A 14,623-nucleotide genomic window follows, 5' to 3' on the forward strand; every position below is an offset into this window, starting at 1 on the left:
CGTTTGATTAGCGATAGATGTACTACGGCTTGATCGCTGCAAAATACGACCTGTTTACGGCCTCGCATAGACCGCAGACAATAAATAACGGGAGGAAAACGGCTTATCCCCTGACAAGCCAGACAATGCCGACGCCAATTGCAAGCGCTGCAATCCCGGCGATGCGCAACATATTCTCCGGCGTCTCGCTAGCCTCACGGGCCAGCTTCTTCGCCAAAGAAGGAAAGCCGCCGTAGAGCAGCCCTTCGAGAACGAAAAGAAGACCTACGGCGGCTAGAAAATCGCTCATGAGCGTTTGCCCCGGTTGTTACTGGGCAGGCGTTGCAAGTCTGCCGCCAGCGTCCCGGAAGAACTTGAAGAACTCCGAGTCCGGGGAGAGAACCAGCGTTGTATCCGGTGTCTCAAGTGCTTCACGATAAGCGGACATCGACCGGTAGAAGGCGAAGAAACCGGGGTCCTTGCCTGCGGAACGGGCGAAGATCTCACTGCGCTGGGCATCGCCCTCACCGCGAAGGATTTCCGATTCCTTGCGCGCTTCAGCTATCGTTTCGACGACCTGACGGTCGGCCACAGCGCGGATGCGCTGGGCGGCCTCACGGCCCCGGGCACGCAGGCGCTCCGCCTCGGCCAGACGTTCGGCCTTCATGCGGTCATAAGTCTGCTGCGAGACCTCGGCGGTCAGATCCGTACGGCGAATGCGAACATCGGCAATGGTAAGGCCAAGCGACGTCGCGTCGGGACGAAGCTGGTCACGCACTTCGCGCATCATGTCGCCACGCTCTTCCGAAAGCGCCGCTTCAAAACCGCGCTGGCCGTAAACGCTGCGCAGTGCAGCATCAAGACGGGTGCGCAGCCGCTGCTCGGCAAGAAGCGTGCTGCCTGAAACGGTTTCACGGAACTTGCGCGCATCGGTGATGCGGTAGACGAGGAAGGCATCGACGTCATAGAACTTGCCGCCCGAAACCTGAACGCGGATATCGTCCAGATCGAAGCGCAGCAGACGGTCATCGATCAACTGCACGGTGTCAGCATCCAGGAAGCCGAAAGGCAGCTTGAAATAGATGCCCGGGTCCGTCTTCACATCGACGATCTGGCCGAAGCGAAGCACGATAGCCTGTTGACGCTCGGATACGATGAACGTGGCGGAGTAGATCAGGAAAGCGATGACGGCAACGATACCGCCAATGATTGGAAGCCTGTTCTGGGCCATTACTGGTTACCTCCGCTCGGGGTCGTCGTCGTCGCATTCACGCCGGGGCGTGGCTGGCGCATGAGCTCGTTCAGCGGCAGATAAGGCACGACATCCTTTCCAGGTTCGACAATAACTTTCTTGGTGCTCTTCAGCACCTGTTCCATGGTTTCGAGGAACAGACGATTGCGCGTGACTTCAGGCGCCTTCTGGTATTCACCCAAAACGGAGCTGAAACGCTGCGCCTCACCTTCCGCATCCTGAACGACGCGGTTCTTGTAGGCGGCTGCTTCTTCACGAAGCTGCGCTGCTTCACCGCGGGCCTGACCGAGCTTCTGATTCGAATACTGGTTCGATTCTTCCACGAAACGATCTTCGTCCTGTTCGGCGCGCTGCACCTCATCGAAGGCATCTGCCACTTCACGCGGCGGCGCTGCGTCTTCGATGGAAACGGCATTGATCTGAATACCCGCCTTGTAGGCGTCGAGCGTCTGCTGGACGATATCGCGGACGCTCGTTGCGATAGCCGCACGGTTGTCACGGAAAACATCCTGAGCCGGGCGACGGCCAACGATTTCGCGGATCGCGCTTTCAGAAACCTGCTGCACCATCGCATCGGGATTATCGACGTTGAACAGATATGCCTGCGGGTCGGAGACACGGTAAAGAACCGAGAACTGAACATTGACGATGTTCTGGTCACCCGTCAGCATCAGGCCCTGGGTCGCGCTCCGGTTGCCCTGGCCGCCAATGTTGATCTGCTTTTCGACGATCTGCGCCTTCTCATAGGTTTCGATCGGCCACCAATGGAAATGCAGGCCCGGTTCGGACACTTCTTCCTTCGGCTTTCCAAAGCGCAGTTCGACGGCAAGTTCATCCGGCTGCACGGTATAGATCGACTGGAAAAGCCAGAAGCCGAGAACAGCTGCGCCGATCAGGAACAGAACGCTTCGATTGCTGCCGCCCTTGCCCCCACCGCCGGGGAATACCTGCTTCAGACGGTCTTGGCCCTTGCGCAAAATATCTTCGAGATCAGGTGGCGTGTTCTGGCCGCCACCACGAGGACCTTTCGGCCCTTGTCCCCACGGGCCACCATTATTGTTGTTATTATCGCCGCCGCCACCCCACGGGCCGCCGCCACCATTCTGGTTACTCCAGGGCATCCTCACCTCTCGTCCAGGCGACGGGAAAGCGAGTTGCCCACTCCCGTCATCAACTAATGTTTCCGTTTTATAGGCATCGGGAGGTCCGCTTTCAACGCGAAGACGACAAAATTCGTGAACTATGCTTTACACAGCACGTTTTTCGTACACGACATAGCGCGTTGGGTGGCTGTCCTTGTCCCCGGCGGGCACATCTTCCTGCGAAACCGCTTGCCATAGGTTCGGATCGATTTCCGGAAAACGCGTATCGCCGTCGATCTCCGCCAGAACGCGCGTCAGGTGAACGCGGTCGGCGAGAGGCAGAGCCTGCGCATAGATTTTTCCCCCGCCGATGACACAGACCTCTTCGGCCCCCACCTTGGCAGCGAGTTTGCACCCAAGCGCAATCGCTTCATCAAGAGAACCGACCGTGGCCGCGCCCTCAGCCTGAAATCCCTTGTCTCTTGTCACCACGATGTTGGGCCGTCCCGGCAAGGGCCGTCCGATGGATTCCCAGGTCCGCCGCCCCATGATGACAGGCTTTCCGAGCGTCAGCGCCTTGAAGCGCTTGAGATCGGTCGAAAGCCGCCACGGCATATCATTATCGCGCCCGATAACCCCGTTTTCAGCGGCAGCGACAATGATCGAAACGATGGGCTTCTTTGCGGACATGATGCACCTCAGACCGCAATCGGAGCTTTGATCGTCGGATCGGCCTCATAGCCCTCAAGCCGGAAATCCTCGAAACGGAAGGCAAAAAGGTCTTTCACATCCGGATTGATCCACATCTGGGGCAATTTCTTTGGAGTACGCGTGAGTTGCTCGCGCGCCTGATCGAAATGATTGGCGTAAATATGTGCGTCACCCAGCGTGTGGACGAACTCTCCCGGCTTCAATCCCGTGACCTGCGCGATCATCATCGTCAGCAATGCGTAGGACGCAATATTAAACGGCACGCCCAGGAAAATATCAGCCGAGCGCTGATAGAGTTGGCACGATAGCTTGCCGTCGGCGACATAAAACTGGAAAAGACAATGGCATGGCGGCAGCGCCATTTCATCGACAAGCGCCGGATTCCAGGCCGATACGATGAGGCGGCGCGAATTGGGATTCCCATGCAGCATCTTCAGAAGATTCGCGATCTGATCGATGTGACGGCCGTCCGGCGCGGGCCATGAGCGCCACTGATAACCGTAAACCGGCCCCAGATCGCCGTTTTCGTCTGCCCATTCATCCCAGATCGAAACGCCGTTTTCCTTCAGATAGGCGATGTTCGTGTCGCCTTTCAGAAACCAGAGAAGTTCATGGATGATCGACCGGAGATGCAGCTTCTTGGTGGTGAGCACGGGAAAGCCCTCTTCCAGATTGAAGCGCATCTGATATCCGAAAACCGACCGCGTACCCGTGCCTGTGCGGTCGCCACGGTCAACACCGTTATCGAGCACATGTTGAAGAAGATCGAGATAGGTGCGCATGGGGGATATCCAGAATCCGATTCGGTTGAGCCCAGTATAAAGAAAAACCCCGGCGTCGGGCACCGGGGCTTCGATTTCACCAGATCGCTGTGGATCAAAGGCTGCCGAGTTTTCCGAGCTGCTTGGCAACCAGATAATAGAAGGTGACGCGATGCTTGTTGCGGTCGCCCTTCATGACTTCAGCAACATGGGCAACGACCTCATCACCCTTGGCTTCGTCGTCGACGCCAAGCTTCTTGGCGACCCAATTCGTGCGGACGCGCTTCAGTTCTTCCGGGTCCGTTGCCGAAACGAGGGAGGAATCGCGATTGCGCAGCGCAATACCCAGATGCTTGACGATCTTGTCGACGACAGCTTCATCGGCAGCGGCATCGTAACGACGGACATCCGCGAGATATTCACTCATATATCCACTCTCCTTCGATTGGGGTTTCAATACCCCGTTTCAGCTCACGGAAACCGGCTTCATCGAAATTTCGCTCGCCGCCCCCGATATATTGGTAGGATTGACCAGCGAAAGCAGACTGTCAATGAAAAATGAACGGGAACCGCAGGCCCCGGAATATCAGCAAAACCCGTTAAAAACTGCGTCCCCTCTTCCAATCGCGGTCAACCGCGCCTATATACGGCGTGTCAGCGCAAGTTGACTATGGTGATAAATGGACGGTGTAATAAACCCATTGGACCCGGGGGCGGTACCCGGCGCCTCCACCAGAATACAGATCGGCTAGTGGTTTGTATTGTGGCGGGGGCGAAACAGGATCGACAAGGGTGTAAAGATCGCTCTTTTACTCGGCATGATACCACCGTTATCGGGTCAATTGAGTAGTTGCAAATGACAACAAAGCTCAGGGTTATGCTCTCGCTGCCTAATGGCGGTGCGGGAAACCCACTCTAAAGCCCTTGGGGTTAGCACCTTAAGGCGGGGTTCGGAGGCACCTGGCAACAGAAGCCTCCACTTCCCTTTCCATGGATTACGCCGCAGCAGCCTCTGTATCGAGTTCGCTCGCCTTGCGCGACAGAACGACTTGCGTCAGCACGAAGGCGGTCAGCGCACAACCGGCAATCCCGCCGACCATTGGCAGTGCCGTTCCATCGAAGAACGAACCGGTCACGCCGATCGCCACGCCGCCGATCACGAAATGCAGCGTGCCCATGAGCGCCGAAGCCGTACCGGCAATTTCACCGTGATCCTCAAGAGCCAGAACTGCTGTTGTCGGGATGACGAGGCCGAGGAAGCCATATCCCACGAACAGGAAACCGGCGATCAGCCAGAGCGACTGGTGCCCCATCAGGGCGGCGGCGAACATGGCGAGCATTGCCGCAGCAAATCCGGAGACCGCGAATCGCATGACCCGACGAAGGCCGAAGCGCGATCCCAGCCAGCCGTTCAACTGCGAAACACCGAAGAACGATACTGCATTGGCTGAAAAGGCGATCGCATATTGCGTGGGCGTCAGGCCGTAATGGTCGATAAGCACGAAAGACGAATTGGCGAGATAGACGAAGAAGGACGCAATCCCGAAGCCCCCCACAAAAACCAGCCCGAGAAAGTAACGATCTTTCAACAGACGACCATAGCCGCGTAAGGCGCTGCCCAGATTGCTTTCTAGCCGGGCTTCCGCCGTTCTCGTCTCCTTCTGCGCAGTCGCCACGAGAACGATACCGATAGCAGCCGCAACCAGAACGGCCCAGAAGACACCCCGCCAGCCGAAGAAGCTGATAATGACGGATCCCGTCAAGGGAGCCAGAATCGGCGATATGGAGAAAACCAGCATCAGAAGCGACATGAGGCGCGCAGCCTCGATGCCCGTATGAAGATCACGCACGACAGCACGTGGAATAACCATCCCCGCAGCAGCACCCAGCCCCTGCACAAAACGGAAAAGCACGAGCACATCTATGTCGGTGGCGACAGCCGAACCGATGCTGCCTATGCCAAACAGGACCAGCCCGCCATAGAGCGGCAGTTTGCGCCCGATCATGTCGGACAGCGGTCCGCAGAAGAGCTGCGCTATCGCGAGCGCAATGAAAAAGGCCAGAAGGCTCATCTGCACGGCACCGGTTTCCGCATGCAGATCGGCGGCAATGGTGGGCAGAGCGGGCAGATACATATCGATCGCAAATGGGCCAATGGCGGAAAGAAGGCCAAGAACAATGGCATTGCGCACAAGACTGGAAGCCATGGGGGACGCGCTTTCATCAATGTTTCGTGAGATTCCCGCACCGATTTCGGATCTCCGGTTTTGCTTGGGAGGATGGCGCCATCGGGCTCGCAAAATCGGTACAGGACAGATAAATCTTTGTATTCGCTTCGAGTTTTCGTTCTCACTCGATGAAGTCAGCCCATTTTTGGTTGTGGCTGACATTTGAAAACTCTGAAGCGAAAGGCATTCTATACGGATGGTCAAAACAGATTTGACACTAATGTCAAATTAGACACCATTGTCCAAAACGTCAAGCTATCTTATGTTGGGATTATGAAACCTACTGACATAATCGACATGGCCGTCCTGCCCGAGAAGCGCGCCGTATCCGAAAAGGGCTTGAATTCCGCGGCGATAAAGCCCGGACAGTGCATGAAGCGCGACTTCATCTTGTGTTCCGCAGCGCGGGTTTTCAACCGCGACGGGTTTCAGGGGGCGAGTATCGATCTCATTGCCAGCGAAGCGGGCGTGTCACGCCAGACCATCTACAATCATTACCGCGACAAGGAAGCGCTGCTCGCTGCCGTCGTCGAGGATGCACTGGCGCGTATGAGTGCGAGCATGTTCGCGGTTCTGGCCACATTTCCCCAGACCGGCGACAATCTGGAGCATGATCTGGTGGCGTTCTCCATCCGCATGAGCCGGAACTGCATCTACGATTCGTCCGGGGCGTTTCTGCGCAAGATATTGCAGGCCAATGAGACCAACCTGCCGCTTGCCGCCAGCATTTGCAATACGAAGGGCCCTGCACAGGCCATACCTGCGATCGCGGCGCGCCTGGCCCGCCTTGCGATGGATGGCCATCTGCACGTCGATGATCCCGATCTGGCGGCGCGCCATTTCATGGCGCTGATCAACGCCGACACCCATTATCATATACTGACCGGCCAGTGTCTGGATGATGCGATCATCGAGAAGAGCGCCGTCAACGGAGTGCGCACCTTCCTGAGGGCATTCGGACGTCGATAGACCCGGCGCCTCCAGTGGCGTTCAAAAATTGCACATCTTCAGGCCACAAGCATCGCGCTGTTGCATTTTCAGGTCATATATCATCGTATCTGATGAGAACGAACTTGACATCGACCTCCGAATCCGTGGGATAAGCAAACCATGGTACAGGACCTAATCCGTTACGATATTCTCGCTCAGGAAGCCCTCCGCGGCGTCATTCGCAAGGTTCTTGCGGAAGTGGCCAAGGCTGGCTTGCCAGGTAACCACCACTTCTTCATCACGTTCCTGACCGGAGCGCCTGGTGTGCGAATTTCATCGCGCCTGAAGGAGAAATATCCCGAGCAGATGACGATCGTTTTACAGCATCAGTTCTGGGACATGCATGTGACCGACCAACTTTTCGAAGTTGGTCTTTCCTTCGGAGATATTCCGGAAAAGTTGACCGTTCCATTTTCGGCAGTCCGCGGTTTCTATGACCCTTCGGTCAATTTCGAACTCGAATTCGACGTAGCGATCAGCCAGCCCGAAAGCGACAATGACGAAGGCGGCAATGTTGCCCCCATTGAGATCGCTTCAACGGAAGCCCCGGTCGAGAAGGCGGAAAAGCCTAAATCGAAGTCGCGCAAGACTTCGGCCGAAAAAGAAGCTGCTGCTTCCAAAGACAGCAATGCAGATGAGGCCGACAAGGAAGCCAAGCCTTCGGCCGATGTGGTTTCGCTGGATGCATTCCGGAAGAAATAATACCGCGATTGCCATCCCGATCTGAAAATCTGCTGGCTCTATTTGTTTGATTGAATGGATCCCTTTTCACCGTTGATTGCAATCAATGGTGAAAAGCAAACGGCCGCTTTATAGTCGGTTTCGACGGCAACCGGTTCAGGATGAGTTCGATGATTCGTGCAATTGCTCAGGCAGTATTGTGGATAAGCGGCCTTGTCGCAGCCTTCTTTGTGGCCAAGGACGAACCGAATTTCCCTCTTCTGCAAATGACGGTCGGGCTCATACTTCTAATTCTGGTTTCCCTGGCTATCTGGTGGTTCACCAATCCGAAGAACCCGCAGAAATAGTGCCAACCTATTACGCACTTGCAGGCTCGGACCTAAACGCGGTAATTTTTCGAAAAATCTTCAACGTTTCCGCGTGGTTCCATGAGCGATATTGTCAACCTACGGCAGTTCAGAAAACAGAAAGCCCGCGCTGAGAAAGAGAAACACGCGGACCAGAACCGCGTTCATTTCGGACGAACGAAATCCGAAAAGGTTCTTACGCAGGCGGAAATGACAAAAGCGCACCGTTTTCTGGATCAGAACCGCCTGGAGAAAAGCGACAAACCGGACGCGGAAAAGTGAACGCGCCGGGACGGTTACGTAAACATTCCGTCAGTATTCGCGGACATGCGACGAGCTATACACTCGAAGACCCGTTCTTTGAGTTGATTGAAGAAATTGCAGGTGCGCGCGAGATGTCCGTTGCAAGCTTGATCGCAGAAATCGATGGCAGGCGTGACAGGTCAATCAACCTGTCTTCCGCGCTGAGGCTCCACGTTCTGGATTGGCTCAAATCCCGATTGCCTCAAGGCTGAGGTGCCGGAGCAGCAGGCACTTGCTCCAGGCTTTTCAGAAATTCGTTGAGGGATTGCCCGCCGTCCGGCGATGCGAGGGGAGCATTCGTCCCTCCCGCCGGAGCGGCCTGCGGCTTCTGCGCCTCAAGCTGTTGCGCTTCCTCTGCGGCTTGCCGGGCCACTTCACGCGCCTTTGCTTCAGAACGGCGCCTTGCCTCTTCGTCACGCTGCAAGCGGTTGCGTTCCTCTTCATCCGCCTCAAAAAGTCCAAGCTGGCGGCGAAGACGCTGCTTCTCCATGAGGCTCGCCTGCATCGATTCAACACGCTCCTGCTCGCGCTCGAGTGCACGCTGGGTGAGGAACTGGATCAAGGGCTGCTTATCGAAAGTCACTTCCGGTACGCTATAGGTGCCCCCCAGAGAAAAGGCTACCTGCGGTGAGATGCCGGTATCGGAACCGCCATCGTTCTGGAACGTCAGACTGCCGTTTCCGCCAATACCGAGCGTGGACAGATCGAATTGCAGATCACCGAGAAGGACTGCATTGCCGTCATTCAGGTTCGCCGCAGCCATACGCGCGACACCGCCGCTAATGGTAAAGTCAAACCGCGCATTACCCGGCGTGAACATACCTTGCCCCATAGCCTTGTCGGCAATACCGACAAATTGCTTCGAAGCGAGCTTGTCCGGGCCAGACGACTGATCGCCCGCCGCGTCAGCTGCCGCGATCATCGCGGGCAATGCCGCCCCGTCCAGACCATTGACGGTAAAATTCTCCACGTCGAAACTTGCAGTTCCGGCTAGCGATCCGACGAGCGCCGCCACGCTCTCGCCACTTCCGTTCAGATTGACGGCAGCTTTCACTACGCCGCCAATCGGCGCAGCACCGGTCTCCAGCTGGTAGAAATCCTTGAGGTTTGCGCCACTCCACTTGAGTTCCGTCGAGAGAAGAGCATTCTTGTCGCTGTTGCTCAAGGAGACATTGCCGACCAGATATCCGCCCGCCCAATTACCAGTCAGTTCGTTCAGCTGAAGGCCGTCCATGGTCTTCAGAAGCCGTGCCGAAAACTCCGTGGCGGTCCCGAAGCCGCCCATATGCGCCTGCGCTACATTGAGTTTCACATCCAGCAGGAGCGGCAGCGATGATCGCACAGCGAATGCGCCACGCGGCCAGATCGTCTTCGCAACAGGTTTTGCCGGCTCGAACGCATCCTGCCCGAGCATGATCGCTGCGAGGCTGTCGACCTCAAGCGTGGCAAGCTTTGCCTCACCTTTCAGCTGCGGAAGTCCGCTGTCGGCAAAATTGGCCTCCAGCCTCGCCGAGACCTCTTCCCCGTCCAGCTTTCCCGTCAGATTGGGGAACCGCAAGATACCTTTTGCAAACTGGAAGTCGCTGGCAAGGTCTGCTGAAAGTCCCTCCCCAAATCCAGGCAGGGCGAAACCCGCCGTCGCGATGAAGGGTTGCAGATCGGCGGACTTCAGCTGAGCCTTGCCACTGGCGGCAATATCACCGCCAACCAGCGAAATCACACCGTCGGCGGTCGCTGCCCCGTCAGGTGCCGTGAGCTTGAGGAGCGTCCGCATACCCGCGCTCGGTGCACCTTGCATACTTAGATCGGCCGTAAGTTCACCCGCAAGCCCCAGCGGCAGGGTGGGCAATCCGATCAATGCAAGCACCGCTTCGCCTTGTTCCGATGCCGCGGTACCGTTCAATTGCATCTGCAACGGCTCGCTCTCCCCTTCGCCGCCGCTCGCGGTCCCCGACAGGTCCAGCTTCATGCCACCCGCCTTGCCGGTAACGCTGAACGAAAACTCGCCAACACCGGGAGGATTCTTGGCTTTCGCCTCGGCGGGTCGGTCGCTCTTGCCTTTTGATGCCGCAGTTTTTGCAGGCACCGGGGCCACCGCTGGTACCGAAGGCGAAACTGCGTTGGCGATGACATTGATTTCGCTGTCCTCGAACAGGCTAGGGAAATTGGCTGCCCGTATCGAAAGCGCGTGGAACAGCGGCAACTGGGGATAGCGATTGGCCATCAGCGACAGGAACCGCGAAAGGTCGGCAGACAGGATTGTCGCGTCGAGCGAGCCGGACGGCGTATTGGCAAAGGGTTCGTAAGTGCCGGTCGCAGTCAGTGTCGTGCCCGCCACGTCGCCGATCATCAGCCGGTCGAAATCGAAGCGTCCGTCATGAAGCCGGAGCGCCATATCGACATTGCCAGCCTCCATGTCCTGATACCGGACTGGTCCCGCCTTGAATGCCAGATTCAACGACTGACCATCAAGGAGACCGAGGCCGTCACCGCTCGAGAAAAATCCTGTAAAGGCTTGCAGTGCTTCGCTTTCCACCACACCGCCATTGAGCGCGAGCGTTATTGCAGGCTGCGCCAACCCCTTTACTTCGCGAACAAACGAGCCTTTGAGCGTTGTCTTTCCCAAGGCGATTTCAAGATTATCGATCCGCTGCATACCGTCGCGAAGTTCGACTTGACCGGAGAAGCCTGCACCGTCCAGCTTGCGGACGGAATCATCGACTGTCTCGTTGAGCCATGTTGCCAGTCCCGAAGGCTGGCGCGAAGCAACCAGCAATTCGCCCTTGAAGCCGAAATCCTTGCCGACCGAAAGCGTGCCCTTGGCTTCCACCTTGGTTCGTCCAGGAAGATCGGCAGCGAACTGACGAATATTCCAGTTGTTTCCATCAGGTTCCGCACTCACCGTGACCGAGCGTATCGTCGTACCACCCGCGATCACCGCAGGCAGGCGCAAATCCACATTGCCGGGTATGGTCGGAATGGGCAATTGCTCAAGAACACGGCGTGCAATCGCAATCCGGTCTGCAATTGGCATGTCTGAGCCAGTCTGTTCTTCGCTGGCGGCTTCGTTCGGCCCCCAGTAGAGCTGCTGGCCATCGGCGCTGACTTCGAAACGTGGCTCTTCGCCGTAATCGATGAAGGCCTTGCCATTCACCACATAAGGATTGTCGGCTGGCCCCTGTTCCATCCGGAATTCGCTCGCGTCGAAGCGACTGCCATCCGCCTTGAACTTTCCGGTTACACGCACGCCACTGAAAAAGGGCGTTTCCGCCGGCGCCTTCTGGTCTTTGCCCGTCTTTGCAACCATATCCGACGAACGGAGAGAAAAGTCGCCCGCATAGTCGAGCCGCCCATCGGTTACGGTCACATCGCCATCGGTCTCGAAAGTAGCCGGGATTGCATCCGGTGAAATTCGAGCCCGCACGCGCAGCGATCCATCAGGCTTCGCTTCGCCGCTTGTCAGGTCGATCGCAAGCCTTTCTCCCCGCAAGACGAGGCTTCCATTGGCCTGCCACGGACCTGCCAGACTGTTTGCAGAAATCACCGCATTGAGTTCGGTCGCCGTATGACTGCGACCGCTCGCTTCTTCGCGAAGCGTGATGGTGCCATCTTTGACGGAAAGTCGTTCCAGCTTGATTTTCGCCGGATCGAGCGGCGTCGACGGACGGATTGCCCAATCGACCTTGCCATCCCTGTCGAGCGAAATCGTCGCCCGCGGTCGGTCGACACGCATATCGAAGATCAGAAGCTGGCCGCGCAGGAACGGCATCAGTTCGGCATCCATCGAGAACGTGTCGACGGTCATCACCGGCTGAGCCGCGTCGGCCCCCACACGCACATCGGAGAAGGCCACCGAGGGAAATGGCAAAAGCCGGGCGCTGACATCACCGGCGACTTTGACGGGGCGGCCCAAAATACGGCTCGCCTCCCGCTCGAAATCGGCGCGATAGCCGCTCCAGTCAACAAAAGGCGGCACGACAAGTGCTGCCGTCAACAGCAGCACGAGTAGCCCGCCGACGATGACGAATATGCGGCCCAAAAACCAGCTCCGGTCAAACAGATTGCAAGTTAGCGTGAAACAAACGGTGAATCACGCTGTCTTTATCTGCGCAACATAACGGCATCGATCCGGCGACAACAAGGCAAATTGCATCCCGGCCACGCCGATATGCACGCCTGCATGAATCAAACTCTTGGCAAAATCGTTCAAAGGCCTGATTTGAATCACGAAATCAGTATTTTACCCGGATTCATGATGTTGTCGGGATCGAGCGCCTGTTTGATGGCCCGCATGTAATCCGTGGCCTCACCCAATTCCATGGTAAGATACTTCATCTTGCCCTGCCCGATACCGTGCTCACCGGTGCAGGTGCCCTCCATGGCGATGGCGCGTTTGGCGAGCCGGTCCATGAAAGCTTCGGCACGTTCCATTTCGCTCGCATCATCCGTGTCCAGAAGCAGGAGCAGGTGGAAATTTCCATCGCCCACATGCCCAACGATCGGAGCGATCAGGCCGGTTTCGGCGAGGTCCTTTTCCGTCTCGCCAATGCAATCGGCCAGACGCGAAATCGGCACGCAAACGTCCGTCGAAACACCTTTGCAACCCGGTCTCAGCAGGAACGATGCCAGATAGGCATCGTGCCGGGCACGCCAGAGCCTGTCGCGCTCCTCTCCATCGTGTGTCCACCGGAAATCGCCGCCGCCATTGCCCGCAGCAATCTCTCCAAACAATTCCGCCTGCTCGGCAACGCCGCTTTCCGTGCCGTGAAACTCGACGAACAGATAGGGCTGCGCCTCATAAGGCAGTTTGGAGTGGAGTATCAGCGCCTGCATCTGAAGCGTGTTCACAAGCTCGATGCGCGCAACGGGAATGCCCATCTGGATGGTTTCGATCACCGTGCGGCAAGCCGAATCCACATCCGGGAAAGGACAGATGCCACCGGAAATCGCCTGTGGAATTCCCTGTAGTTTCAATGTCAGTTCGGTGATGATGCCAAGAGTTCCTTCCGCTCCGACAAGCAGCCTCGTGAGGTCGTAGCCCGCAGCCGTCTTCTTCACGCGCTTGGAGGTCTCGATCAGGCGGCCATCGGGCATCACGGCTTTAAGCGCCAGCACATTTTCGCGCATGGTCCCATAGCGCACCGCATTCGTGCCCGAAGCGCGGGTTGAAGCCATGCCGCCCAGCGTGGCATTGGCGCCCGGATCGATCGGGAAGAACAGTCCCGTGTCGCGCAGATATTCATTCAGTTCCCGACGCGTAACGCCCGGCTCCACCACGCAATCGAGATCCTCTGCATGAACGGCAATGACCTTGTTCATGCGGGTGAGGTCAAGCGACACGCCGCCAGCGGGCGCGTTCACCTGCCCTTCGAGCGACGAACCGGCACCGAAAGCGATAACCGGCACACGGTGCTCGGCACATATACGCACGACATCCTGCACTTCCTGCGCGTTCTCGGCAAAGATGACGATGTCGGGCGCCTGCGTCGGCACATAGGTTGTCGTGTGGCCGTGCTGTTCGCGGATAGCCTGACCGGTCTGCGCACGCTCACCGAAACGCTGCTTGAGGACACCGACTGCTGCGGCGATACCGTCCTCGTTGCGGGCAAGCGCGACAACATTTTCAAGCGACATCGTTCATTCTCCGAAACTCGATATTCAAACGGCAGGCAGCGCCAGAGCAACCGGGTCTTGCCCAAGATGTTTCGCCACTGCCCGGATCACCAGATTATGGTCCTCGCGCTGCGGCAGCCCCGATACGATCACCGCACCGATCACGCCCGCCCCGGCAACGCAAATCGGAAACCCGCCCCCTGCCAGCGCGTAATCCTCCACATTCAGCGCCTTGTGGGGAGCGAACATGCGGTCCTCGCGGTTCTGTTCCAGAACAAGACGATAGGTCGAAGCGTGAAAGCGGCGCACCACATTGAACTTGCGGCGCAACCATTCCTGATTGTCCACTGTGCTTCCGGCTGTCGTTGCATAAAACAATTGCCGGTCCCACAGGGATATTTCGATGGCGATTCCAAGCTTTTCCTTCACGGCGATATCGCGGATGCTCGCACCCAGCGCAAATGCTGCATTTTCGTCAAACGAGGGAAAAATAAGCGCCTGTTCCTGTCGGATGATCTGCGCAATCGCCTGCTTGCTGTCGTCGCCTTGTGCCATTTTCTGCATTTCCCCGATGAGCTGCACGAAATCTGTGCGTTCCTTGTGCGCCTTCGATCACGTGATTGCAATAAGGCTTGTCGGCCATCAAACTTGATTGATCGGATGCAATCCACTAGTG

The 14,623-nt window shown here is 57.3% G+C and carries 15 protein-coding genes and 1 other RNA gene; 6 read left to right on the forward strand and 10 right to left on the reverse strand.

All coding sequences use genetic code 11. The features are described 5' to 3' along the window. Nucleotides 1-103 precede the first annotated feature (103 nt). The 6 genes from ABWW28_RS11795 to ABWW28_RS11820 all read right to left on the reverse strand — a co-directional run bounded on the left by ABWW28_RS11795 (nt 104) and on the right by ABWW28_RS11820 (nt 4,212). Nucleotides 104-289, reverse strand: coding sequence for a DUF2065 domain-containing protein (locus tag ABWW28_RS11795; protein WP_006467185.1), 186 nt, complete (start codon nt 287-289; stop codon nt 104-106). An 18-nt stretch (nt 290-307) separates the two neighbouring features. Continuing rightward, nucleotides 308-1,210 (reverse strand): protease modulator HflC, encoded by a 903-nt coding sequence (hflC, locus tag ABWW28_RS11800; RefSeq protein ID WP_006467186.1) that lies wholly within the window; start codon nt 1,208-1,210, stop codon nt 308-310. Next, entirely contained in the window at nt 1,210-2,352 is a 1,143-nt protein-coding gene (gene hflK, locus ABWW28_RS11805; RefSeq protein ID WP_025090502.1) for an FtsH protease activity modulator HflK, read from the reverse strand. The genes hflC and hflK overlap by 1 nt, the downstream gene beginning before the upstream one ends. Before the next feature lie 126 nt (nt 2,353-2,478). Beyond that, nucleotides 2,479-3,003 carry a dihydrofolate reductase gene (locus ABWW28_RS11810; RefSeq protein WP_021586855.1) on the reverse strand — a complete coding sequence of 175 codons (525 nt, stop codon included), beginning with the start codon at nt 3,001-3,003 and terminating at the stop codon, nt 2,479-2,481. An 8-nt stretch (nt 3,004-3,011) separates the two neighbouring features. Further along, complete coding sequence (locus tag ABWW28_RS11815) at nt 3,012-3,806, reverse strand: thymidylate synthase (protein ID WP_021586856.1); 795 nt, start codon at nt 3,804-3,806, stop codon at nt 3,012-3,014. A 94-nt stretch (nt 3,807-3,900) separates the two neighbouring features. After that, nucleotides 3,901-4,212 (reverse strand): DUF2853 family protein, encoded by a 312-nt coding sequence (locus tag ABWW28_RS11820; RefSeq protein ID WP_021586857.1) that lies wholly within the window; start codon nt 4,210-4,212, stop codon nt 3,901-3,903. 187 nt (nt 4,213-4,399) lie between these two features. Here ABWW28_RS11820 and ssrA point away from each other — a divergent pair. Next, nucleotides 4,400-4,766: a transfer-messenger RNA gene (gene ssrA, locus ABWW28_RS11825) on the forward strand. 14 nt (nt 4,767-4,780) lie between these two features. On the opposite strand, the gene ABWW28_RS11830 is transcribed toward ssrA, so the two are convergent. Next, nucleotides 4,781-5,992, reverse strand: a complete 1,212-nt coding sequence (locus ABWW28_RS11830) for a multidrug effflux MFS transporter (protein ID WP_021586858.1) — start codon at nt 5,990-5,992, stop codon at nt 4,781-4,783. 294 nt (nt 5,993-6,286) lie between these two features. Here ABWW28_RS11830 and ABWW28_RS11835 point away from each other — a divergent pair, with 294 nt between their 5' ends. The 5 genes from ABWW28_RS11835 (at nt 6,287) to ABWW28_RS11855 (ending at nt 8,546) form a co-directional block, all read left to right on the forward strand. Further along, the gene (locus ABWW28_RS11835; protein ID WP_025090503.1) at nt 6,287-6,982 is read left to right on the forward strand and encodes a TetR/AcrR family transcriptional regulator; all 696 of its coding nucleotides are present in this window, start codon (nt 6,287-6,289) and stop codon (nt 6,980-6,982) included. Between the two features lie 141 nt (nt 6,983-7,123). Next, entirely contained in the window at nt 7,124-7,705 is a 582-nt protein-coding gene (locus ABWW28_RS11840) for an SspB family protein (RefSeq protein WP_021586860.1), read from the forward strand. Between the two features lie 149 nt (nt 7,706-7,854). After that, the gene (locus ABWW28_RS11845) at nt 7,855-8,031 is read left to right on the forward strand and encodes a hypothetical protein (RefSeq protein WP_006471686.1); all 177 of its coding nucleotides are present in this window, start codon (nt 7,855-7,857) and stop codon (nt 8,029-8,031) included. An 81-nt stretch (nt 8,032-8,112) separates the two neighbouring features. Next, nucleotides 8,113-8,313: a DUF4169 family protein gene (locus ABWW28_RS11850; protein ID WP_353391049.1), complete on the forward strand. Its 201-nt coding sequence runs from the start codon at nt 8,113-8,115 to the stop codon at nt 8,311-8,313. After that, nucleotides 8,310-8,546 carry a ribbon-helix-helix domain-containing protein gene (locus ABWW28_RS11855; protein ID WP_021586862.1) on the forward strand — a complete coding sequence of 79 codons (237 nt, stop codon included), beginning with the start codon at nt 8,310-8,312 and terminating at the stop codon, nt 8,544-8,546. Before ABWW28_RS11850 ends, ABWW28_RS11855 begins: the two co-directional genes overlap by 4 nt. Here ABWW28_RS11855 and ABWW28_RS11860 read toward each other — a convergent pair. The 3 genes from ABWW28_RS11860 to ABWW28_RS11870 form a co-directional block, all read right to left on the reverse strand. Further along, nucleotides 8,537-12,373, reverse strand: coding sequence for an AsmA family protein (locus ABWW28_RS11860; RefSeq protein WP_021586863.1), 3,837 nt, complete (start codon nt 12,371-12,373; stop codon nt 8,537-8,539). The genes ABWW28_RS11855 and ABWW28_RS11860 overlap by 10 nt on opposite strands. Nucleotides 12,374-12,558: 185 nt before the next feature. Continuing rightward, on the reverse strand, nt 12,559-13,968 hold the full coding sequence (locus ABWW28_RS11865; protein ID WP_021586864.1) for an FAD-binding oxidoreductase: 1,410 nt from the start codon (nt 13,966-13,968) through the stop codon (nt 12,559-12,561). A 24-nt stretch (nt 13,969-13,992) separates the two neighbouring features. Then, complete coding sequence (locus ABWW28_RS11870; RefSeq protein ID WP_021586865.1) at nt 13,993-14,502, reverse strand: heme-degrading domain-containing protein; 510 nt, start codon at nt 14,500-14,502, stop codon at nt 13,993-13,995. Between the last annotated feature and the right edge of the window lie 121 nt (nt 14,503-14,623).

The organism is Brucella sp. NBRC 14130, from assembly GCF_040371715.1.
Classification (GTDB): domain Bacteria; phylum Pseudomonadota; class Alphaproteobacteria; order Rhizobiales; family Rhizobiaceae; genus Brucella; species Brucella intermedia.